The sequence below is a fragment of the Neolewinella persica DSM 23188 genome (assembly GCF_000373105.1).
Taxonomy (GTDB): domain Bacteria; phylum Bacteroidota; class Bacteroidia; order Chitinophagales; family Saprospiraceae; genus Neolewinella; species Neolewinella persica.
The window spans coordinates 130,313-152,721 of record NZ_KB890421.1 but is presented as its reverse complement, the minus strand read 5'-3'; the positions used below and the strand labels follow the sequence as shown (position 1 = coordinate 152,721).

Here is a 22,409-nt window from a genome sequence, read left to right as displayed (position 1 = left end):
GCTGGAGATTTTTTCGGTTTACTCACGGTACGAGGATTGTGTTTTTTAAGGATGTGCTGGTGGCGCCACTTACGCCAGGCTCGTAGCAATTTAGGGCTAAGCTGGTATATGTCGATAGCCTGAACGTCGGTCAATAGGTCCTCAGCCAGCTCCCCGAGAATGTGGAGTTTTTCTGGGACGCTGAAGTAGCGATTTGCTGTTGAAAATAATAACTCATTCATAATCAATTATTTACAATGACTATGTGGAGCTATTTTAGGGTATAACCTCGTCGCCCATAATTTATATTATGTTAAGTAGTGGCATTGTTATTCCTCACACCATGAATCTTGGTTAGATTGGCAAGTGTTTATTCGCCACTGCCATATTTTCTCTCCAATGACTGCCTCAATAATGGGCGTAAATTATACTCTGCCGTAGTGTTGCTTGTTACAGGCTTTATCATTGGGTCCACTTGTAGACATACTCCCCTACTCTACCGAACCAGTGACTTCGTTTATTGGATGTGCCGGATAGTGCTGCATAATCTCAATCTCCCAATCGCCCCGTCAACCGCAGTAACTCGATCTCTGCCTGCAATTTGTTCAGGCGCTCCACCGCGACCCGGTTTTTTTGCAGCGTCCAGGGTAAGTTGGGCGGCGCGGAGGGTGGTTCCGTCGGCAATGCCGGTGTTGAATTCGCGTTCGGTCTGGGTAAAATTGAGTGTAAACACGGGGAGTTGAGCCAACTCGAAGGCAAGTTGTTGTTGACTGTTTTCGTAGATGGCGTAGGCGCGTGAAAGTTCGTTTTCCAATTGTTCGAGCAGGCTTTTCCGGCGTTGTTGGGCTTTGTCGGCGCGCAACCGTGCGGTTTGTTTTTCAATTTTGGCGAGACCACCGTCGTATAGAGACCAAGTGAACCGGACGCCCGTCTCGGCACTGATGTTTCGGTTGGAGAAGAGGAAATTAGCGTTATCGGTCTGGTTCAGGTAATTCACATTGGCGTAAAGTTGGGCCGTCGGTTTGTTCCCTACATCTGCAATATCGATGGCCTGCCGGGCTTGTTCCAGGCGGACGGTGGCAAGGGCCAGGTCGGCGTTTGCCTGACTTAGATCAGATAGTAAGCGATCATAATTCAGGGGCGCGGCCGCAGGTGCAATACTGGTTAATTGGGGCAGTGGAAGAGGCGGACGACTGCCATACGATTGGCCTCGCTTTCCGGGATGGCAGCGCGAAACTCGAATACGTCCGTCCGGCTAAGCGTAGCCAGCGGCGCACCGGGCTGGACGTAGGTGCCCGGTTCGACGGAAGCGGAGACGAGCTGGCCGCTGAAGGGCGCGCGGACGGTATAGTCGTCCAGGGTAGTTTCCTGGGCACGGATACGGTAATGGGCGGAGGGAATTCCCCGTCCATAAATAAAGTAACGAACGCGTTCGCTGGTCATGTCGGGGAGATCCGGTAGCAGCTGATCGGGCTGGATATTGTTGGTGAACCGTTTCCATTCCGGGAAGGCCCCGGGAAAGTCCAGTTCAAGCTCGCTCAGTAAGGGTTAGTGACCGGGCTCAGGCTTTTTTCCTGAGCGGATTTGTCAACACCACAGCTTACCAGGAGTAAAGCAATAATGGGGAGGAGTAAATTCGTACGCATGGGTAAGGATAAAGTGAGGGGTGGCTCAAGTGCTGAGCGAAGAAAATAGTTGTAGCGAGGGAGCAAACTATATTGTCGCGGTACGAGACATCTGATGAGAAGGGACACATCGGATGGCTGTACCGCAGCAATTTGGGTTACGCCTTTATGCTGCCTTCCCGGGCCGTATCAACCGGTAAAAAATATAGAAGTGACTGATCACGTTTACAACGCCAATGGTGACGAACGCCCACCACATCGTCCCGAGATCGTAGTTATAGAATTCTATGCCGAATACCTGTGGGAAGGCGACCAATAAATCGGTAAAGCCGAAAATATTGAAGAACCAAGTGAGCGCTAGGGCGTACTTCCATTTGCTCTTCAAAGCTACCGCCGTGATGATGGCGAGAATTGCGGTGCTGTAGTCCCAAATGCCTACTGTGAAAGCCAGGTCATCCGGAAACTCATCGTAAACCTGGGTGTCCACCATAAAGACCATGCCCAAGTAGCGGAGGCCGTGGATCAACACCATCGGGACCAGCGCATCGTAAACGGAAAGTTTAGCCAATCGGGGAAATACGTACCACCTGAAGGCCAGATAGAAGGTTAATAATCCTGCAGTTGCCTGCATGTTTAGAATTATAAAATTATCCATTGTTCGATTTTAAAAAATCCTGGTTAAAATGAGTTCCTTATTTTTAATTATCCAATTTTCCGTACCACTCATTAAATTTTTCACTCATCCTTTTTGGGTGACTTTCGGTTAGGAAATGTTTGCCTTTACCCAAATACACAAATTCAGCGTTTTGGAAATTTTCCATGGCGTACTCCACCGCTTCTTTCCGGTTTACCAATCCTTTTTTGGCGTAGAAATAGAGTATCGGTATCTCCGTGTTTTTCATGCCCGTTGAAATGGTGTCGAGCATACTGGCAAAGTCACTTTCGCCCTTTCCTTTGGTGTAGGAGAGTACCGCCGGGTCTGGCCCGTTGGTGATGGCGTACCTTCTCTCTTCTACCTCCCAGGGTTGGGTGTAATACTGATAGGCTTCTTTCGGTAATTTGCGACCGGTAAAGAAATTCACGGCTAATTTCTTACCCGCAAAATTCTTTTTAACCATCCACCGCTCGTTGCCCTTTTTAGTGCGGGTTAGCTTCATAAAGGCTCTGAAGCTGAAGGGCAGTTGATCATACATATAGTCCGCCGGCATGAAGGGCGCTTCGAATAAGGCGATCGCTTTCACGTTTTGCGGTTCACGGATAGCGTAGAGCATCCCCACCAGCGAGCCAATATCCTGGATGAAAAGAGTAACATTCTTGAGTTGTTTGGCCTCAATAAAGTCAGTGAACATTTTATACTGTACTTCTATGGAGACATTTCTATCCGTGGGGAAGCTGGATTGTCCAAAGCCAAGAAAGTCAAGGGCAATCACCTTTTTGTCGTCGTCTATCTCGGGGATTATATTTCGCCACAAATAGGCATTTGCGGGTAGTCCGTGAAGCAGCAAAACCGGGTCACCTTCACCTGATTCTACATAGTGAACCTTGTTCGAACCTATTTCAAGGAATCGAGACTCAAAGGGAAAACCTGCAGAGATATCATCCTCAACCTTGTTTGCTTTCCCTGGGTATATTTCTTGCGCTTGTCCGTAAACAACTGCCGTGCTTACGATACTTAGAGTGCCTACAAGCAACATTTTTATCATCTTCTTCATGTACCTATCTAATGGTCTGCTCATTAGACAAGAACTTAAGCCGATGTGCAAAGACTTTGACGGAAAATTATTCTAAATTATTCCCGATTCTTCCGTTATATCTGCAACATGCCTCTTCAGCAAAATATATTTTACATTTTTAGCGGAGATGGAAAGACTGTGTAAGAAATAGTTATACTCCACTGGTAGGAATCTTAGTAAAGCACTGCAAACATGGCCGCTTCTATCACGTTATGTGAAAGAACATTCAGCTATTATTACATGCACTATTATCCCCTCAACTTTGGTTCCCGCGACGAATTGGAGTTGGAATTAGAAATGATTGAGGGCCACCTGCCGACCGACCTGGGCGGTTACGTCTTCGTTAATTCTGCGGCGGGTACGGTTAATTATGCGACGCCGCCGCCCGAAGACTGGCCCGATGGCACCCCCTGCCCCGAATACGGGTCGACGGTCCTAAACGGTGACGGACTGTTGTACCGGTTTGATTTTTCCAAGCCTGGTACGGTGAGGCTCAAAAGCAAGCTCCTAAAAACCGCCTGTTACTTTGCTGATGAAGCCACGCGCTACGGCACGGACTACTACGAAAAAGGGCTACATTTTGTCAGCAAGGGGCTGTCACGCACGCACAGGGATCTGGGGACTCGCAACCAGCTTAATACGGCAATCGTCCCTTTTCGCTTTCAGCCGGACGATCCGGCTCATTTAAGCGTTACGTTCGACGCAGGTCGGCCTCACATCATTGATCCGGTAAGTATGGAAATCGTGACCCCCATCGGTAAGCAGCCGGAATGGCTGCAAAATTTCCCCGATGAAATGCAACAGGTCTTCCCCATGATCTACGCTACGGCTCATCCCTGTTTCGACCCTTACACTTTAGACTATTACGCCGTCAATTATCAAAAGAGCCTGTTAAACTTGATGACCAACGTCGAATGGGACCACCGGCTGAGTAAAGCCGCCAATTTCGTCCTGACCGAGCTGGAAAGCTTCGCCGATTGGCTACTCGGACAACAGCTTTCCCCCAGTAGCCTGATGGATGCCGTGCGGCAATTTGTCCCCTTTCTAAACGACAAGCATGGCACCAGTCACAAAAAAGAATTCAGCGATCACTACAAAATTCCCAACACGCCGCCCGTGGTTAGTGAGGTCCGCTTGGTACACTGGAAGGGAGGAAAAATGAATAGCTGGACCGTAGTGAATACTGACGATGGTACCAACATCGCCATTAGCCAGACCATGCACCAAATGGACCTGACGGAAGACTATGTATTACTGAGCGATTCAACCCTGAAATTCGCGATGGACATGTTGATGTCCTTACCCTTCGGCCACAACGACAGACTAAACGGACTGCTGCGCCGCATCACCACTCATACGATTCGGCCCACTACCCCCTGTTACATAATACGCCGGTCTGACTTAACGGAAGATGCCACCGAGGTGCGGGCCGTCCGCTTCGAACTGCCCCATGAAACAATTCATTTTTCGCTGAACTACCGCAACCCCGATGACCGCATTACGCTGTTTGCAAGCCACAACTCGGCCATCTGCGGTGGAGAATGGGTGCGCCCCTTCGATCGTCTTGCCGTTGACCCTCAGCAGCCACCGCCCCCCGGCCATATTGGGACCATGTCTACCGCCGTAATGGATATCAGCCGGGTAGGAAAGCACGTCATCAGTGGGAAGACCGGAGAACTGCTGGAGTCGAAAGTGTTTCACCATAAAGGTTTTACGGACGACCGGGTAGAGGAACTGAGTGGCCCGCATACCTGGGGAGCTGGGCTGGCTACTTTTCGAGCGCAGTACGCGATTGACAAAAAGCCCGACCGGATCCGACACATTTATCAGCAGTTCGAAGGGCTCGACGCCAAAGCCCTCACCCAGTTCATCTACCAACTTTATCAGGGCTACAACGAAAAATACGGACTCATCCCTGCGGAGCAACTGCTGGAATACCATCGTCACGGCATTACCGGCTGCCTGTGCCGGATCAACACCGAAACGATGGAACTGGCTGACCACTACACCGCTCAGCCGCACGAACAACTAAAGAGCTTGCAGTTTATTCCACGCCTCCACAACGCTCCTATGAAAGATGCAGCTATCGACGAGCAAATGGACGGCTACGTCGTCGCCCTCTTTATGGTTGCCGACCCCGACAACCTTAAAAGCGGTTACAGCCGACAACTTTATTTATTTGATGCAGCGGACCTAGCAACGGGCCCCGTCTGCAAACTAAGCCACGATAAACTCGCCTGGAGCCAGACTATTCATAGTCTTTTCTGTGAAGAGATCGCCGCTCCTTCCCTGGATTACCGGGTCGATATTCCGGAGGATTACAACTGGGTCCTCGACCGATTCGTCGATGATCATAAACGGGGAGAAATGCGCGACTTCTTGAAGCGAGAAGTGTATCCACATTATCGGTAAGGGGCATCGCTGTGTTTGACCGACACTGCTCCTCGTACCCATCCATTGCACCGGCGTCCGCGGCTACAACGAATTTGCTAATTGAATCTCCCCTGGTTGGGTGCCTTCACGGTCGACGCGGTCATGGATGAGTCGCTTTACGGAACCTACCCCTTCGTCGCTCCGGGAAGTAAATCCTGAAGTAGACCAAATTCGATTTCTGGTCCGAGACATTGGATGAGCAAGGACAGATCCGATGACCCGCCTTCAGCGATAATTTGGTTTGCGCCGGTATCAAGTTCAATTTATATTCGTTTCAAAAAATAAAATCGCTACTACAAAAGCAATGACCGCGATGGTTATCCCAAACATGAAAATATTATAGGCTATACGGAGGTAGTTGTACTTTTTGGCAAGTACTACACCCAGAAAGAAGATGTCATCAATCAGGCTGGAATACAAAAAGGAAGCGTTTTCCATCAGGCGGTTCATTCCCCAGTGGTAATCCTCTCTTTTCATTTTATGGAAATTGCCAAAAAACAGCAGATTGGTATTTTGGTTCTCGATATCTTCCCGCTTAAATTTTCCGGAGGTAATGTTCGGTCTCAAGGACAGGACTGAGAAGACAATGGAAGACAGGGTAACCATGAGCAGAATGATGGTGGGCGGGATAAGGTGCGGGTTACTGTCCAGTTTTTGCATCAGGGAGCCCAAAAGAACCGATATGATGATGGAGTTTACCGAAATCATTATGTTCGCCTTACTGTCCGCCATTCCACTGATATCGATATGATTTTTAGAGGTTAATCGGAACATGGTTTCTATCCCCTTCTCGGGCTTCCCTTCGGCTTTTTGCAGTTTTTTCTTCAAAGCCTTTAAGTCCTCTGAGGTTATCCCCATCTCATTCAGTAAAACTGAGTCAACTGCTTTTTCCGATTTTTTTATTCTTTTCCTGATTTTTTTCTCAATCTTTTCCTTACCATCGGACAGTAACGCTATTGCACCAGGTGTGTAAAACCTATGGCTGGAGAGAAAGTCAAGGTTAAGTTGATTCCACTCCAGGTCGGAGAAGTTTTTATCGTAAAGTGCGGACCATTCCTTTCTCAGGTTTTCAAGAAGGACTTCGTAGTTGTCTTTAGCCAAGTGGAACATGTCCGCATCACGAATAATCTGATGCAGCTTATTCTTTGGCTGAAAATCTGACTTAGTAGCTAGAATGCAGGCGCCTACCTTATCTATGAACCCGTCCTCATTATGTTCTTTTTTTAAAAAAGCAGTAGCGATGCGGACACTTTCTTCCTCATGTTCTTCCTTAAAATGAACGAATCCTGTATCGTGAAACCAGGCGGCAACGAGCAAGATGGCCATTTCCTGGTCCGTGAGGTTCTCGGATCTTCCGATCTTGATTGCCCCTTCCACTACCCCAGTAGTATGCTCAAGGTTGTGATAAGTAAAAACTTCGGGGAGCTCATTATCCAGGAGATCGGTCACAAATTGCTCAACTCTCGAAACAAGTTTATCCATTATAAGCTAGTTGTTAATAATTGCTGCTCTTTCATTCGTTGGCGATTGAACCAAGCCTCTTGGTTAGACAAACTAACAACGAATAACTAAAGACTTATAAACTATTTTTCAGTTAAGCTCAACACTCATCAAATCCATAGCTTCTTTTTTCCCTTTAAGCGGTATTTTGCCTTTCCGTTCAATAGTCCAGCGTGAAGCATCTGAACCGGCAAGTTCAAATAAAGACTTTGACATTAAAAAAATGGTCTCTAGTTCATTACACATGCCCTGTATTCTCGCAGTGGTATTAAGTACATCTCCAGAGTAAGTAATGTCGCGTTTGATCACCCCTATTTCGCCAACAATCACACTGCCGTAGTGGGCACCGGCCTTGAAATGAGGCTTTACGCCAAATTTTCGCAAGTACTTACTTTCTTCTTTGTCTAGTAGCTGTTGGATAGCAAAGAAACACCGGATACAGTTTGCCGAATTTTCGGGGTGGCCAACTTCCCAGGACAGGACAATCTCATCCCCCACGTACTGGTAGATTTCCCCTCCGGTTTCTAATATCGGTGCCGTTACGTCCGAGAATAGTTCTTTAAGAAAGAGGTGATACGCTACCCCACCCAGCTGCTCGGCAATGGTGGTGGACGATTTCAGGTCAAGAAACATGAAAATGCGCTCTTCTTCGACCGGGGTATTGAATTTTCCTAGAAATATCTTTCCCAGTTTGCCAGGCCCAAACTTGTTGTTCATTTCGAGGAAGAAGTAAGCGAGGATGACGATGATCATCCAGAAGACGATGTTTTTAATGTCCGTAGCATCGAATGAAAAATAGAAAGCACCTTTCTCTTCCATTTGAAATAACCCTTCGATCGTATTTCTGATGGCCCAAACTAATATGAACATAGAGACCAAAATGATCAGACTCTGGTAGTAAGGTTTGGTACGAAACCTATTGTCAATTAAATTAAGCGTGACTCCAGCTACCAGACCACCGCCGAAACCTGATGCAAGATTGAATACTAACTCCGTTTGGAATTGATACAGTGCTGAAGGACCTAAGCTAAAAAGGCTCGTTAATATGGCGTAGTCATATAATGCTTGCAACCCTCCTACGAGGGTCATAGTGAGGGCGATAATGATGATTCTTTGAAGCTTTATTTTTCTCATTTTAACGCATTTTCATACGAGACTACTGATTTTTGGAACCCCGTAATAGCAAACACCCCGGAAGCAATGGCGATTGCTACTCGCACCCAATGCAGAATTACCCAACCCTGTAATTTGCCAGCGGCAGTTGCCGCATCATATTCGAGGGCCATGAATTTCAAATTCATCGGCAAATGATAAACGGACGTTATGAGGATTGTGAGCGATACACCAGCAAAGGCGTACAGCCAGTTTTTCCTGGCTTCAGACTTTTTGGGGGACTTTAAAAATAACCAAAGGCTTCCCAGCCAGGCCGGCAACAAGGTCACTGCGGTTGGGGCTAATAAGAGTGGAAAGTCTATTTTGAAGGTTTCCATAAAATCAATGGGATCCAGCGATTGCCAGTGCACGGCGTAGCTCAATCCGATGTTGATCATATTTCCCGCAAAAGCGCCAATGGCGAGGATCGTGACGTAAGGTAGTATTCTGTTCATCGTATTACTTTTTAGGAACGGGTTCATACTGCTAGACATTTTCAAAACCGGACGCTCACAGGACTCCAAACCTTCCGCTAGCGCTTGGGTTTTGAGACGCTTCGAGGTCCTGATTCCGACTTTATCGGACCTCGTAGCGCCCTCAGCAATGGAGCCGAAGGCGAAATTGATGAGGACCTGCGAGCATCCAACCTGATTTTTTAAAAAAAGTCCAGTAGCTTAGAATGGGTTATTTATTCAGCTGCCTGAAAATGAATTTTGGTGCCAAGCGGCTCATTATTTTTAACCCCCTGGAGAGACCGGGGGTGATCTCTTCTTTGCCTTTAGAGTAGTCTTTCCAAAATAGCTCGGCTAATTTTTCTGAGGGCATGGGTTTGAGGTTGTCGTCTTTCAGATCGGCATCATGCGCTAATTTAGTATCCACCACCGGCGGTAGTAATTCAATTACTTTGATCTTGTGCGGTCTTAATTGAGGACGAATTGACTTTGTCCAAAAATGTACGGCCGCTTTTGTCCCCGAATACACCGGTGCCTGAGCAAAAGGAACGTAAGCCAAACCGGAAGACACATTCACCAGCACCGCATTTTTACTCTTCTTGAGTTGGGGTAAAAAGTGGTGCAGCATCCTGATGGGTGCATGGAAATTGATTTCTATTTCTTCAAATTGCTTCTGTAAATCATTGCCTTCATTACCTGCATCCAGCAACAGCATTATTCCGGCATTGTTAATCAAAACATCTATGCCACCAAATTCATTCTCGGTATCGTTTACCAGCCTTTTTACCTCATCCTCCCGGGTTACGTCGCTTTGAAAAATGTGGATGCTGGGGAGCTCAGCCTTTACACGCTCCAGCTTGGAAAGGTTCCTCCCCGTGATGATTACCGTATTGCCGTGAGCTAAAAACTTACGGGCAAGGGAAAGTCCAATTCCGGAGCCGCCACCGGTGATGAGAACTTTTTGATTTGATTCTTGCATTTTTTGTCTCTTTGCCTCCTTAGACAAGAGACTTGGGGATGTGCAAAGACTTTGCAGCGTTTTTTTTTGATGGGCGCAAACCAGATTGGCACTTTTGGTCCTCCCTTTCGGGGAGTTAGAGGGGATAAAAGCGACAATTTGGTTTGTGCCCAATTACCTGGTTCACACTACCGTACATCTGGTTGTACGGCACCAGATTCTTTGCGCCCTGCGTAGTACTGTAAATAGACGATCATAGGTAGATAGGTAAACACCAGCGATAGTATGGTGGTATTAAAGGGCGGATCGAACGCAGGGATGTCAAACCACTCGCGGAAAGAGACGCTGGCGATAATCAGGAGAAAGCCTACGCCGAACACAAACAATCCCGCGATTTGCAGCCTGTTTTTCGAACTACGGGGCTGGCTACGCTGGGAATCGACCCTAAAGTAATACCCGATGGCTACCGCCGTAAACGCTAATTCTATCAGTATCGCCAAGTACACATTTGTGTTGTACAGCCCTAAGCCTACCTGATGCGTATGCTCACCAAACACGTGATGGGGATAGCCGGATATCAGGTCGAGTAGGAAATGCCCAAATACCAATAAGGCACCGGCGACGGCAATGTCGTTTCGTTTGAATACCAACCGACCCACGATAAAGGTAAGGGCCATCCAAACAAGTTGGGGCAACAGGTCGTGGCTATAGACCATATCCGCGGTTATACTCATAAGGGTGACGTTAAGCAAGTCTACCGGGCCAGTGGTTTCCAACCCCAAATAGTGAAAGCTCAACCAAAGCAGATCTTGCAGTTGTGAGGCGATTAGGAAGAAAAGCAACGCTCCCTTCCCGGGGATTTTTTGGTGGGCAATAAGGGCGGTAACAAAGTGTCCTGCTAGCATAATGGATGGTGGTTACTTCTGAAGCTTGGTGGTTTCAAGCACCCAGGATTGAATTAGAGTGAACCTGAGTTGAGAAGATTATTATGTAGCCAAAACAATACCGCCGTAGGAATCAATTCCAGCAGGATTAAAAAAATCAGAAAGGGCGTTGGGGGGTAGTTAATCAGTGCTACGGCCCTGACTACCCCACCGATGAAAAGGGCAATCATCAGGAACCGGAACAAGGCCACCTCGGAGGGATACCAAGCCACGTAGAAAAACGCGAGGGACGTAGCTGCCCAAATGGCGGCAACGTAGCGATGATTGTTGTCCGTCATAGCGTCCGTTGTGCCGGCATCAAACGGAGCGGTTACTCCCATGAAACCAGTTCCGATAGCGATGACCCCGTAGAGTACCAGGAAAATACGAATGAACAAAAGCATAGTTCTAGTTTTTTGGCGAAGATTTCAAGAAGCAGTAAGCGGCAATAATCATGGGCACGGCAAATGGTGTGTGCATCAGTATGTGTTGAGGGCCGGCGTCTGGCACAAAGCTTGCCCAGGTGATCATATCCACTACGATGACTAACAGCAGCGTAACCACGTGAAATAGCCCGGCCAGGCGGAACTGATAAAAGCCAAGCGCCAGCAGGATAAAGACAGGAGGGAGCACATCCCCGACAGTTTTGAAGATGGCGGTAATCTTTGCGTAGCTGAGCGCCGCTTCCGTGTCCGGAACGATCGAGAAAGATCCCTCGGCGGCAGCCGGATGCACGACCCAAAAGATACCGATGCCGATGAGCATGACCGCCGATACGATGCTCGCCCAAACGCCTATCCTAATGTGTTTAGGTAACGATTTATCAAGTGGGTTTTTGAAATAAGTTGGCTCCATAAATGATGCGCTTGTTTTGCGCAAAATTATGGACTAAGCCATGGGGTACACTTGACAAATGATAAGTTCGAACCTTGCTACCGTGACAACCGGAGCTTTCTCAATCTGCTCAATGTTTCCGGTGTCACCCCCAAGAAAGTAGCGACATCCTTCAACTGGAAACGCTTAAGAATTTCAGGATGCTCTTTTTCTATGTATTCGTAGCGTTGTAATGCATCTAGCTTGAGAAACATCCTGCGCATACTGAACTCTTCGATAAATTCCTCTTCGGCCATTCTTCTTCCAATGCGCTCAATGTAGATGGATTGTTGGTATAAATTATGAAGTTCCTTAATGTCCAGCGCCAGGAACTCACAATCTTCTTCACAGACGATGGAAAGATCACTTGGCCCACCGGTAAGCGCACTGTGTAACACGGTAAAAACTTTTGGTGCAACATAAAAGTGAGTCGTTTTTTCAATACCATTATCCAGCTCAAGCTTTCTTACTGCCCCTTTTGTCATGTGCCAAATCGTTTCACAGGGTTTATGAAAGCCAAGAATTACTTGTCCTTTTTTAAACTTGGTTATTTTTAACTGCTGTTCGTACAGTTGCCAATCTTCATCCGGCAACTTTCCGGTAATTTGTTCAAAATAATTGCGCATTACTATTTCATTATTTTCACGGCGTACCTTAATTCAAGTTAAGCCGTTTCCCCCAGTCGTCCCCTTCCAGTAGTTCTTCGATGAGGGTCTTTTTCTTAAAATGAGTTTTAAAACTGGTGTCCCGATGCAGTTCGGCGTACACCAGTTCTGACTCTTCAACTAGGTAGTTAGCATCAGCTTCCAGGGTGGATTTGAAGGTCGAGTACTCTTTTTTATTGAACAGTAGATTTTTTGCATCCACCATGCCACGTTCCAGGGCAACGGTCACCTTTTTATGGCACCGGCAGGGATTCGATTTGTCCACCAGTCCACACTTATTTTGCATAAAATTGTACAAATCCTTGCGGGCCTTGCTCAGCTTCATACGGTAGTTCGCCGGTGATATTTCCATTATTTCGGAACCCACAATGTGATCAGCCCCGAGTATTTCACCGATGATGTAAATCATCCGCTGTTCCTTGTTCAGGCAGAGGATCATGCCCGAAAGACACTGCAGCCTCACCTCCCGGACCTCATCCGCTTTGACCAGTTGCTCTTCAATCGTTAGATCAATTGACTCAGTAGCATCCAGCATGTTACCTAAGTCCTCAAAATTAGCGGCAAAAATGCTTTTAGCTTTCTTTTTATCGTTTAAGAAGTGATTGCGGACGATGCGATAAGCCCAGGTCCGAAACGAACTCTCTTCCTTGAACGAAGCTAAATTAACGACGATTTTCAATAGTGCTTCCTGGGCCAAATCTTCCGCCCGGATTGGATCACCTACCATTTTCCAGGCAATGTTATAGACAAAAGGCTGATGTCGTTGGATGAGGTTACTTAAAGCGGACTTATTCCCATTCCGGGCCTGTTGGATAAGTTCTTTATCCGATTTGTCTGAATGGTATAGATTGGAGAATAAGCTCATTTTTTGTTCTTTTTGTTAAAAATTGTAGTGAAGTGAAGGTGAGTACTCGGGCCGTTTAAGCATGCTTTTCTCTTACGGTTGAATGCGTTGTGCCGTGGCTCAGGTGGAGTTCGCGGAGGGAAGAGAGGGAAGCTGAAGTCATAAGGAAACAGGATTAAGGGGTAAAGGGATATTGCTTTTCAACCACCATGGCATCCTGCGTTCGCGCCCCTCAGTGTACCCACGAGAAGTTGGGCGGGGCCGCAGGTGCAAAGTGAGGTGCTGAGAAGCAGCGGGGCAAGCCTCAAAAAAAGAACCCTGTCCCAAAACTCCCCCAGGTATTCTCCCCGTCACCAGTGAAGATACTGACGTTGACGGTAAGGAGTTTAAATGGACTGATCCAGACTCCCCCGCCATAACCGTGGTGCCATTCGGTCGAATTCTCACGCTCCACCCAAACGCGGCCGAGGTCAAAACCGGCGAGAATGCCCAGGGAAAATGGCAAGCTTCCCCTTTCGGAATCGAGAAGCCTGAGACGTACGTCATTATTGAGATAGAAGGCAGATCCTCCGGAAAAACGCTCACGGCGGAAACCTCTCATATTGGCATCCGGTCCGAACCCTCCTAAGGTGGCCGCCAGGAAGTAAGGGAAGTCTTTAGTGAATATTTTATGGTAGCCAATCCGCTGGGCAAGTACCAGGGTCCCACGGTTATCAACTTTCTGGATTAACCCCAGATTGACGTTCAAGTAGGGAAAATCAATGTTTTTGTTATCCAAACTAACGATGTATCCGCCTTCAAGATTAAAGGTCATCCCGTTAGTTGGGTGAGCAGCGGAGTTAAGATTATCGTAGCTATAGCCAGCTTTGAGCTTAAGGAATTGTTGCCAGGTAAAAGTCTCCTCCGGAAGAGCGTCTCCAATTCGATCAATAAATCGATCGTTCGACCGCTGGGTTTGAATGCCCAGATATTCCGGGCCGGTATACCACCGGCTGGCACTACTTAATCGCTTACCGATAAGCGGTGAAAAACGAGCATACCGCTGCCTTACCCGATGGAAATCTACCCCGTTTTCTGCTTCCGTATTCACCGTTTCGTTACCGAATCCGTAAAAATTAACGGTGTAGAGGTTATTGCTTATTACCCCATCCAGCATTAGTTCTTTGTTCCCAAAAACATCCGTTAGTTCTCCCGTGTACGCCAACTTACCAGCCTCCGTATCCAGGGCAAACTGGGCCCCAATTGTATGTTTGCCGGCAAAAGGTGCTTTCTTGAAACCATAATGCGTAAAACCAATTGCCGTACTGAGTAGTAAGCCATTGTCCGGATTCACCCCAATACTTGGCAGAATCGACAAATTATTAAAATTCCTGTCCTGTCTGCGGCGGCTGAAAGTATTTAACGTTGGATCGGCAGAACGTCGATCCGCTACGCCCCGCACCCCGTTCCATTTTGTCTTTTCCTCCTCACTTACGAAATCATAGTAGCGTATCCGCTTTAGGCGTTCGGGTGACGTATCGGTCTGGACAATCTCGTCCTTCCCGTCTCCACCAACCAGGCGAATGGTCATTCCAGGTTGGTGAGCACCGCTAAAGACGAAAAAGTCGTCTTCCGCCAGTCCGTATATTATAATCTCCTCCGTTTCCCGCGCCAAAAAGAGTCGTTCGTAAAAGGGACGCTTTGCGTCTCGTCCTCCCCCACCCTTGCTATCGAATCCCCGAACCAGCACGTCCCCACCAGCACGAACCTCCAACTCAAACCGATCCTTCTTATCCGTACCAACAATTTCAACTTCGCGGGCACGAAACACATAAAATTCAGCAATGATCTGTGGTAAATTATCCCGCCGCTTGCGGAGCGTCTTCATCATTTTTTCAGCGTCGAGCGCATAAACTTCTGCCGGCCAACTGGAGCGAAAAGCTGCTTCGATTACTTCATCGGTTAGTTCCGTCTGGATTAGTCGGACTTGTTCTTCCCAAGTGGCACGATCAATACCCGCCAGGAAAGTGGCGTCGAAAAATCGGTTACCGTGGGTGGTCCAATAAATGTTTTTGGGGTCAGGTTTAAATGGCCCGAGGGGGCGAATATCCGGCACCAGTAAACGAGCTACGGCCAGCAGTAAACCGTCATAATTGGAAAAAGCCTGATCCCGGTCCCGGGGAATGGGCCGGTAAGTTGTCCAGCCATCCTCCTCTTCGTATACGCCCCAGCGCCACTGGTCGTCGTGGCGGTCCCAATCCCCAAGGAGAATATCAAAAGCACGGGCGCGGGCCATCGCGGCGTGGTCTAACACATGATTGTGGTGGTCCCGCAATTCATCAAGTACGTCCGGGGTGCTGATGATGTCTTTCGCGTAGCCAAAGGAGGGGGCGTCACTCCATAGATCATCATCCGCCCGTTCTTCTACCAGATAGGTTCCGTCTCCAAAGTCATTATTATAGTACTTGAGACCAGGTTGCATGGGAACAAAGTAAATTTTGGGATTAGCATGACTTACGCCCACCGCCTCCGCTAATCCAACAACGGGCAGCGCGGACAGCGGGTGGGCGGAGGTGAAAGCGTCCGCCAGTATATTGGTGATCACACTTGATTTACTCAGGGTATAGCCCACCGTTGTAGAGGGGTCTTTTTCCAGTGAGCGCATGCTGTACTGACGGCCATCCTCAGCCTCCAATCGTAGAGAATGTGTTTGGTTACCGCCCCCCTGCTTTACGGGGACTACCCCACCCTGGTAGTTAGCTAAATCCAGGACAGGCAGATCCGTACTTAAGGAAAAGGTAGAACGGTAGTGATCTCCTAATATCAGGCGGCCAAGGCCTCCCCTTTCATACGCTTCATCCAGCAACCGCCTCTTTACCGTCAATTCGCCGCTTTCGTAGAGCGGGAATACCCTCGGATACTCTTCTTCGGAATTAAATAAAGGGGCTTTTACCTGATGACGAAACAACAATTCTTGTTTCGTTCCTTCCGGATTGACGCCATAGAAATTCACCCACATCGATCCATTTTCGTAAAGATCCATACGCGCATAACCACGACCACCATGCGCGAACAAACTACCCTCGCCCGTACCGCTGGGGGCCATCTTAGAGGCGGCTCCGCTAACGATAAATTGCTGCCCCTCCCGCTCGATATACTGTAAGTTATGCTCGTGACCAGCGGCAAAAGTCACGTTACCGTTGAGCTTGACAATTTCCATTATTTGTCGACGGAGGTCTTGCATTGCCGGATGAATCAGGTCCTGCTTAGTACCTGCACTAGCTCGAAAGAACGGTACAACGGAACCTAAAAACGGAACGGGAAGAAAATGGTCCCGAGCATTAAAATACCCCCCGTGGCGCCCGTAAGTCTCCAATGGATGGTGCATGAGGACCAGTACATTGCGGTCTTTGTTGCTTTTGATCGCACCTTCGAAGGCCCGCATAAATTCAATCCGGTTCGTTACCTCACAACCTTCGTTAATCCGGGGGTGCTTATTCCAATTCTCTAACCACCACTGACTATCTATGATCACCAAAGCGAGGTTTTCATGCACCTTGAGCACTTCCGGGCCACCACAACCAATATGAGGGTACCAAAGCTTATCAACAGCAAGTTCATCTTCCAGGAAATCCTTTTGGCGGTCAAGGCCATCAAGTCCGTATTTATACCAATCGTGGTTACCAGGTAAAAAAATCGGCTTGCCGGGGTAGTCTTTAAGCGCGTTGGTCTGCATCCGGAGTACGTGCTCGGCTTCGGCTCGCCCTTCGCCTTCTTTTGCGGGCATACCGCCAGGGTAGATATTATCCCCTAGAAAAATGGCACTACTGGCTTTGGGTGCCTGGCTGAGTTCTAATCTCAAGAAGCGAAGAACGGCGGAAGGTCCATCCTCGGGAGAGGCCCCCGCGTCACCGATCAGATAGGTTTGGTAAACGATCTTTCCCCGGCTGGTTTCCACCGCTGTCGACCACTCTTTTGCGTCACCCCGATAACTGGTCTTATAAAAAGCACATCCGGTCAGTAAAAACACCAACGGAAAAATCAGGCAGACATGTTTTATTGACGACATATTAAACTAGTTTACAAAATGAATCATTCTTGGAAGCGGCCGAACAATCAGACAATGTCCATGGCTGAGTTTCTTTCCCTGGCCAGGTTGAGCGCCAAACTAATGCGTTCCCGGTAAAGTGGTCCGTTGAGTTGCTTGTGTTCCTGCGGCGTCATGATTATAGAGTTATACCTTACTATGCCTTCAGGTTTTCATTCTCACATAAAGAGCTTCACCTGATTCATTATTTTGACAAACAAAATAGCTATGTGCAAAGACTTTCGTTGAAAAAATCAGTTAAGGACCAAGGTCCTCCCCCCTTGCACCCGCGACCCCGCCCTAATTTCCTCCACTAATTACTATTTTCACCCCGACTAATCATTAAGACCCATGTTGTACCGTTTATTACTCTTGTTCCTCTGTGTATTCACGCTCCCTTTGGCCGCACAGGAAACCGAAAAAGGCACCGATCCCCTAAGCGCAGTAAAAATGCGCAGTATCGGGCCATTCCGGGGCGGACGAGCCAATACTGCAAGCGGTGTAATCGGTGATCCCATGACTTATTACATGGGCAATACTGGTGGAGGCGTCTGGAAAACGGATGATGCAGGGCAACATTGGAAAAATATCTCCGATGGCTTCTTTGGTAGTAGCTCCATTGGAGCACTTGACGTTGCACCGACCGACCCAAATATTGTCTTTTGTGGCACCGGCGAGCATGCAGTGCGTGGCGTAATGACCTCCTCCGGAGATGGTGTTTATAAATCTACCGACGCCGGTAAGACCTGGAAGAAGATTGGCTTGGAAGGCACCGGACACATCGCCCGAATCATCATCCACCCCCGTGATCCAAACATTGTCTTTGTGGCCGCACAGGGCGCCCTTTACGGAGATACCGAAGAACGCGGTATTTTCAAGAGTATTGATGGTGGTAAAACGTGGAAAAAGGTGCTTTATGTAAATAACAGAACGGGCTGTTCTGAACTGGCTATTAACCAAAGTAACCCGCTGATCATGTACGCGACCATGTGGGAATACGGTCGCCGCCCCTGGAAAGTCATTAGTGGTGGTACCGGCAGTGGTGTTTACAAAAGCGTGGACGGGGGAGAAACCTGGAACACCATTCAGGAAGGACTTCCCAAAGAATTGGGAAAAATGGCCATCTCCGTTGCTCAGAGCAACCCGGATAAGGTTTACGCACTGATCGAAAGCGACTCCGAACAGGAAAAAGGCGGTCTCTTCGTTTCCAACAACGCCGGCAAAAGCTGGAGTCGGGTAAGCGGTGACCACCGGTTGATTCAGCGTGCCTGGTATTATATCGAGGTTTTTGCGGATCCCCAAAACGAGAACATGGTCTACGTCCTCAGCGCTCCGATGCTCCGTTCCATCGATGGTGGTAAGAACTGGGAAGTGATGGGCGGCACTCATGGCGATTACCACGACCTGTGGATCAACCCTGACAACCCAAAGAACATGGTCGTCTCCAACGACGGGGGCGCAGCCATTACGTTCAACCGGGGCGACAGCTGGTCGAGGCAAGACAATATGCCGACCGCACAGTTCTACCGGGTCAACGTCGACAACGCCTTCCCTTACCGGGTCTATGGCGGGCAGCAGGACAATACCTCCGTACGCCTTGCCAGTCGGGAGTTAAACAGCGGCGGTATTGGCTTCAGAAGCTGGGACGCCTCAGCGGGTGGAGAAAGTGCCTTCCTGGCCTTTGACCCCGATGATCCCCGATACGTTTTAGGTGGCAGCTACCTTGGCACCATTGAAGTGTTGGATACAGAAACGAAGACCAGTACCAACGTCATGGCCGCCCCCGTGCAATACCTCGGCCTGGAGGCTCGGAAGATGAAGTACCTGTATAATTGGAATGCTCCGATCATCTGGTCAAAGCACGAGAAAAACACCTACTATCATGCAGCACAGTACCTATTGCGCACCAGGGACCTGGGCGTTACCTGGGAGGAAGTCTCCCCCGACCTTACCCGTAACCAGGACGAGTACCAGGGCAACGGTGGCGGCCCGTACACCAACGAAGCCGTTGGTGCCGAAAACTACGGTACCATCAGTTACGTCATTGAGTCTCCGCATGAGGCGGGAGTAATTTGGACGGCAAGCGACGACGGCCTGGTCCACGTCACCCGTGATGGCACTAAAAGCTGGCAAAACGTCACCCCAAAGGATATGCCGGAATGCCTGGTCAATTCCATTGACGTTTCACCACACGATCCGGCCACGGCCTACATTGCCGCTACCCGTTACAAATTCAACGATCATAAGCCGATGCTGTACGTCACCCGTAACTACGGGAAGACGTGGACCAACATCAGTAAAGGAATTCCCGACGGTGCCTTCACCCGGGTGATTCGGGAAGACGAAAAGAAAAAGGGCTTGCTGTTTGTGGGCACCGAAAGCGGACTTTACGTTTCCTGGGACGATGGCGCTAACTGGTCGTCGCTACAACTGAACCTGCCAGTTACCCCAATTACTGACCTCATAGTTCGACATGACGATCTTGTGATTGCGACCGCTGGCCGGGGCTTCTGGGTGATGGATGACGTTCCGTTGATCCGCCAATTCCAGCCGGACCGTAAGGACCTTCATGCCTATCAGCCAGAAGATGTATTGCGCGTAAACAGTTACAGTCCGCTGGATGGAAACTCCGCTTCTTTCGACGGGATGAATTCCTTCGAAGGCGTAAATCCGGCCGCTGGCGTGGTAGCTTATTATCATATTCCCGAGGAAAAGGACAGCACGGAGTTGGTGCTGGACATCAAGAACAGTACGGGAGAGATTGTCCGAACCTACACTTCCACCAAAGTGGACTTTAAAAAATGGGACGGTGGTCCCTCGGCGGAGTCTGCCCTCCCGGCGAAGCCGGGACTGAACCGGTTCGTCTGGGACCTGCGGCACGAGTCCCTGCGCGGCGTAGAGGGCGTCTACATCGAAGGAAGCTACCGGGGGCATAAAGTGCCGCCGGGGAAATACACCTTACACTTTCGTCGTGGTAACGCTGCTGCGGAAACGGAAGTTAACGTACTCCCCAATCCGGCATTGGATCACTCACCGGAAACTTACGCTGCCTACGATGATTACCTGAAAAAGATGGCCGCCGAACTCAACGCCATGCATGATCTGGTGAACAACATGAACGCTACGGCGGAACAACTGGAGGGGATCCTCAAGGGTATGCCCAAAACGGAGGGTAATGCAGCGCTCCGGGAAGAGGCCACTACTCTACTCCAAAAGCTCAAGGCCTGGGATGCTACCATGGTGCAGCGAAAAGCAAAGGCCTACGATGATGTAGAAAACTACGTCAATGGCTTTACGGCTGACTACATCTTTCTGATGAACCAGAGTGACCACGATCAGCCGGTGATTACCCAACCTTCGCGGGATCGGTTGGAAGAGTTGGATGCACTTTGGGCTAAGCATGAGCAGGCGGCTCGCTTACTGCTGAATGAGGAGGTCGAAAAGCTGAACCAGGCGCTTTGGAAGCTGGGGGTTGGGGCGCTCCGGGTTAAGGTTAAGGGGGGGGCTTAGAGAAAATAACCACTAAGGCAATAAGGGCACTAAGTAGCTACACTAAGATGGCTTTCGTTGGAGTAACCATTAAAGGTCATTAGGCATTACGAATGCTCTGCAGCGGGGCAGGTTAACCCCGCATATTGTGGGGGAAGACCTGGTTGAGGGTGTCCTCATCCGGGAACTTATAAGTCGAACTACTAATTATGGCCGCAGGCTACAACAAATACTTATGTAGATGCCCCTTAAAATAAGCAGCACTCTCCGCAGCACTAACCATAGAATCAACAGCATAATTACCACCCTGCTCCAAATAATAATATTCAAGCCCGGAAGTAGCTGGGTTAGGAAGTAACTTCGTATAATCAATCGAGCCATTCCCCAATTCGGTATAGTCTCGTGAAGTTTTGTGCATATCCTTGATGTGCCACATCACGTACCGTCCGGGCTGCGCGGCAATTAATTCTTTTGGGGTACGATTGGAAGAATGCATCAGCCAGTACATGTCCAGCTGAAGTTTTACCAACCCCGGATCCGTTTCTTTGACGATGATGTCGAAGCCATTCTCGCCGTTATGGTCTTCAAATTCGAAGCCGTGGTTGTGGTAGGCGAACCCAAGGCCTGCGGCGGTTACCTGTTCGCCGATAGCGTTCAGCTTTGGTGCCATCAGCTTAAAGTTCTCGAGGGTTCGCTGCTCCGGCGCGATCCACGGCCAGGTGATGTACTTGCTGTCCAGGGCGTTTGCACACCTGATACATCTGTCTACAAACCACTCTAGCTGGTCGGAGGAACTATCCAGGAAATTGGAGAAGCCGTAGTGCCCGCTGGTAACGGTTAACTCTAAATCATCCAGTACCTGCTTGAACGCTGCGGGTTTGAACCCGTAAATCGACATTTCCGATTCATCGAACCCATAGATTTCGAAATCCTGGTAGCCCATGGTTTTTAAGGCCTTCAGCGTTGCAACGGGATCCTTAGCCATCTCATCACGGATGGAAAAAAGCTGGTAGCCCATTTTGTAGTTGGACTGGTCGGGCGTTGACGTACAGGATAAGGGTAGAATTGCTGCACCTCCGATCATAGCTGCTTGTTGGATGAATGTTCTTCGGTTCATGGGTACGCCTTAGCTTGTTTTTAACAAGTAGATGGATGAAATAGCCGTCCAGCCAAACACCACGCCAAACACCATTCGGTGCGTCATGGGCATGGTCCATAAGCCAGTTACGAAGCCAATGATAGCTAAAACTATTGCAACCGCCGCCACATTAGCCCTGCGCCGTATTGTTTTATCCGTTAGTTGGTTATGGGACATCCTGGCAAGGCCACACAGCCAGCAGCCCAGGGCAAGGCAAACAGCAATAAAGTGAGCCTTTGAAGTAGCTGAATTCGAGTCAACAAAATCAAATGGAATGGCGACAAAAACGAAGCCCGCGCCAAAAAGTGCCAGAAGGCCTCCAGTTAGCCTATCCCTAAGGAAAGCCCCATAGATAATCCCAAAGCCCATTAACAGCACCCCAACCAGTACGAAACCAAGTAGGTTCCACCACAATGCGTTTGGTGCACCGGTGGCGCCAAGCTTACTGACAAAGTCATTAGCAAAGGAAAAATCCTCATTTAGGTTACCAAGAACAACCAATGCCCCTAGAAACAGGAACACACTTGACAATCCAAGCATTCCGCCTGCTCTCCTTATTCGACGATCATTAAACGGCAT

At 48.8% G+C, this 22,409-nt stretch carries 19 protein-coding genes; 2 read left to right on the top strand and 17 right to left on the bottom strand.

Annotated elements, in window-relative coordinates; genetic code table 11:
- The 5 genes from B036_RS34085 to B036_RS0107325 form a co-directional block, all read right to left on the bottom strand.
- A partial coding sequence (locus tag B036_RS34085) for a hypothetical protein (protein ID WP_026231773.1) occupies positions 1-221 on the bottom strand: 221 nt, incomplete at its 3' end.
- A gap of 275 nt (positions 222-496) precedes the next feature.
- Positions 497-1,117, bottom strand: a complete 621-nt coding sequence (locus B036_RS0107340) for a TolC family protein (protein ID WP_264758368.1) — start codon at positions 1,115-1,117, stop codon at positions 497-499.
- Between the two features lie 26 nt (positions 1,118-1,143).
- Positions 1,144-1,422, bottom strand: a complete 279-nt coding sequence (locus B036_RS0107335) for an HlyD family efflux transporter periplasmic adaptor subunit (protein ID WP_020568052.1) — start codon at positions 1,420-1,422, stop codon at positions 1,144-1,146.
- Positions 1,423-1,770: 348 nt separating this feature from the next.
- Positions 1,771-2,259: a hypothetical protein gene (locus B036_RS0107330; RefSeq protein ID WP_020568050.1), complete on the bottom strand. Its 489-nt coding sequence runs from the start codon at positions 2,257-2,259 to the stop codon at positions 1,771-1,773.
- 43 nt (positions 2,260-2,302) lie between these two features.
- Positions 2,303-3,340, bottom strand: a complete 1,038-nt coding sequence (locus tag B036_RS0107325; protein WP_083926156.1) for an alpha/beta fold hydrolase — start codon at positions 3,338-3,340, stop codon at positions 2,303-2,305.
- Between the two features lie 237 nt (positions 3,341-3,577).
- On the opposite strand from B036_RS0107325, the gene B036_RS0107320 reads away from it, so the two are divergent.
- Complete coding sequence (locus B036_RS0107320; protein ID WP_020568048.1) at positions 3,578-5,749, top strand: carotenoid oxygenase family protein; 2,172 nt, start codon at positions 3,578-3,580, stop codon at positions 5,747-5,749.
- Positions 5,750-6,028: 279 nt separating this feature from the next.
- On the opposite strand, the gene B036_RS0107315 is transcribed toward B036_RS0107320, so the two are convergent.
- The 10 genes from B036_RS0107315 to B036_RS0107265 all read right to left on the bottom strand — a co-directional run bounded on the left by B036_RS0107315 (position 6,029) and on the right by B036_RS0107265 (position 17,185).
- Positions 6,029-7,252 (bottom strand): Pycsar system effector family protein, encoded by a 1,224-nt coding sequence (locus B036_RS0107315; RefSeq protein ID WP_020568047.1) that lies wholly within the window; start codon positions 7,250-7,252, stop codon positions 6,029-6,031.
- A 108-nt stretch (positions 7,253-7,360) separates the two neighbouring features.
- On the bottom strand, positions 7,361-8,404 hold the full coding sequence (locus tag B036_RS0107310; RefSeq protein ID WP_026231771.1) for an adenylate/guanylate cyclase domain-containing protein: 1,044 nt from the start codon (positions 8,402-8,404) through the stop codon (positions 7,361-7,363).
- On the bottom strand, positions 8,401-8,904 hold the full coding sequence (locus B036_RS0107305; RefSeq protein WP_020568045.1) for an anthrone oxygenase family protein: 504 nt from the start codon (positions 8,902-8,904) through the stop codon (positions 8,401-8,403). Before B036_RS0107305 ends, B036_RS0107310 begins: the two co-directional genes overlap by 4 nt.
- A gap of 202 nt (positions 8,905-9,106) precedes the next feature.
- Positions 9,107-9,853: an SDR family oxidoreductase gene (locus B036_RS0107295; protein WP_020568044.1), complete on the bottom strand. Its 747-nt coding sequence runs from the start codon at positions 9,851-9,853 to the stop codon at positions 9,107-9,109.
- A gap of 167 nt (positions 9,854-10,020) precedes the next feature.
- Positions 10,021-10,737 carry a hypothetical protein gene (locus B036_RS0107290; protein WP_020568043.1) on the bottom strand — a complete coding sequence of 239 codons (717 nt, stop codon included), beginning with the start codon at positions 10,735-10,737 and terminating at the stop codon, positions 10,021-10,023.
- Between the two features lie 53 nt (positions 10,738-10,790).
- Complete coding sequence (locus B036_RS0107285; RefSeq protein WP_020568042.1) at positions 10,791-11,159, bottom strand: DUF4345 family protein; 369 nt, start codon at positions 11,157-11,159, stop codon at positions 10,791-10,793.
- A gap of 4 nt (positions 11,160-11,163) precedes the next feature.
- The gene (locus B036_RS0107280) at positions 11,164-11,610 is read right to left on the bottom strand and encodes a hypothetical protein (RefSeq protein ID WP_020568041.1); all 447 of its coding nucleotides are present in this window, start codon (positions 11,608-11,610) and stop codon (positions 11,164-11,166) included.
- A gap of 77 nt (positions 11,611-11,687) precedes the next feature.
- The gene (locus B036_RS31770; RefSeq protein WP_020568040.1) at positions 11,688-12,254 is read right to left on the bottom strand and encodes a Crp/Fnr family transcriptional regulator; all 567 of its coding nucleotides are present in this window, start codon (positions 12,252-12,254) and stop codon (positions 11,688-11,690) included.
- A gap of 28 nt (positions 12,255-12,282) precedes the next feature.
- Positions 12,283-13,158 (bottom strand): RNA polymerase sigma factor, encoded by an 876-nt coding sequence (locus B036_RS0107270; RefSeq protein WP_020568039.1) that lies wholly within the window; start codon positions 13,156-13,158, stop codon positions 12,283-12,285.
- A gap of 283 nt (positions 13,159-13,441) precedes the next feature.
- Positions 13,442-17,185 (bottom strand): metallophosphoesterase, encoded by a 3,744-nt coding sequence (locus B036_RS0107265; RefSeq protein WP_157472071.1) that lies wholly within the window; start codon positions 17,183-17,185, stop codon positions 13,442-13,444.
- 369 nt (positions 17,186-17,554) lie between these two features.
- Here B036_RS0107265 and B036_RS0107255 point away from each other — a divergent pair, with 369 nt between their 5' ends.
- On the top strand, positions 17,555-20,713 hold the full coding sequence (locus tag B036_RS0107255; protein WP_020568037.1) for a WD40/YVTN/BNR-like repeat-containing protein: 3,159 nt from the start codon (positions 17,555-17,557) through the stop codon (positions 20,711-20,713).
- Positions 20,714-20,912: 199 nt separating this feature from the next.
- Here B036_RS0107255 and B036_RS0107250 read toward each other — a convergent pair whose 3' ends face one another.
- Both B036_RS0107250 and B036_RS0107245 read right to left on the bottom strand, forming a co-directional pair.
- Positions 20,913-21,809 carry a sugar phosphate isomerase/epimerase family protein gene (locus B036_RS0107250; protein WP_026231770.1) on the bottom strand — a complete coding sequence of 299 codons (897 nt, stop codon included), beginning with the start codon at positions 21,807-21,809 and terminating at the stop codon, positions 20,913-20,915.
- Between the two features lie 9 nt (positions 21,810-21,818).
- Positions 21,819-22,409, bottom strand: a complete 591-nt coding sequence (locus B036_RS0107245; RefSeq protein WP_020568035.1) for a DUF998 domain-containing protein — start codon at positions 22,407-22,409, stop codon at positions 21,819-21,821.

Excerpts from the sequence above, each read along its gene's own strand:
- B036_RS0107330 (WP_020568050.1), bottom strand. The coding sequence starts at position 2,259 with ATGGATAATTTTATAATTCTAAACATGCAGGCAACTGCAGGATTATTA.
- B036_RS0107270 (WP_020568039.1), bottom strand. The coding sequence starts at position 13,158 with ATGAGCTTATTCTCCAATCTATACCATTCAGACAAATCGGATAAAGAA.
- B036_RS0107285 (WP_020568042.1), bottom strand. The coding sequence starts at position 11,159 with ATGCTTTTGTTCATTCGTATTTTCCTGGTACTCTACGGGGTCATCGCT.
- B036_RS0107295 (WP_020568044.1), bottom strand. The coding sequence starts at position 9,853 with ATGCAAGAATCAAATCAAAAAGTTCTCATCACCGGTGGCGGCTCCGGA.
- B036_RS0107290 (WP_020568043.1), bottom strand. The coding sequence starts at position 10,737 with ATGCTAGCAGGACACTTTGTTACCGCCCTTATTGCCCACCAAAAAATC.
- B036_RS0107255 (WP_020568037.1), top strand. The coding sequence starts at position 17,555 with ATGTTGTACCGTTTATTACTCTTGTTCCTCTGTGTATTCACGCTCCCT.
- B036_RS0107265 (WP_157472071.1), bottom strand. The coding sequence starts at position 17,185 with ATGTCGTCAATAAAACATGTCTGCCTGATTTTTCCGTTGGTGTTTTTA.
- B036_RS0107310 (WP_026231771.1), bottom strand. The coding sequence starts at position 8,404 with ATGAGAAAAATAAAGCTTCAAAGAATCATCATTATCGCCCTCACTATG.
- B036_RS0107305 (WP_020568045.1), bottom strand. The coding sequence starts at position 8,904 with ATGAACCCGTTCCTAAAAAGTAATACGATGAACAGAATACTACCTTAC.
- B036_RS0107315 (WP_020568047.1), bottom strand. The coding sequence starts at position 7,252 with ATGGATAAACTTGTTTCGAGAGTTGAGCAATTTGTGACCGATCTCCTG.
- B036_RS0107325 (WP_083926156.1), bottom strand. The coding sequence starts at position 3,340 with ATGAGCAGACCATTAGATAGGTACATGAAGAAGATGATAAAAATGTTG.
- B036_RS31770 (WP_020568040.1), bottom strand. The coding sequence starts at position 12,254 with ATGCGCAATTATTTTGAACAAATTACCGGAAAGTTGCCGGATGAAGAT.
- B036_RS0107320 (WP_020568048.1), top strand. The coding sequence starts at position 3,578 with ATGCACTATTATCCCCTCAACTTTGGTTCCCGCGACGAATTGGAGTTG.
- B036_RS0107280 (WP_020568041.1), bottom strand. The coding sequence starts at position 11,610 with ATGGAGCCAACTTATTTCAAAAACCCACTTGATAAATCGTTACCTAAA.
- B036_RS0107335 (WP_020568052.1), bottom strand. The coding sequence starts at position 1,422 with ATGACCAGCGAACGCGTTCGTTACTTTATTTATGGACGGGGAATTCCC.
- B036_RS0107250 (WP_026231770.1), bottom strand. The coding sequence starts at position 21,809 with ATGAACCGAAGAACATTCATCCAACAAGCAGCTATGATCGGAGGTGCA.
- B036_RS0107245 (WP_020568035.1), bottom strand. The coding sequence starts at position 22,409 with ATGCCGTTTAATGATCGTCGAATAAGGAGAGCAGGCGGAATGCTTGGA.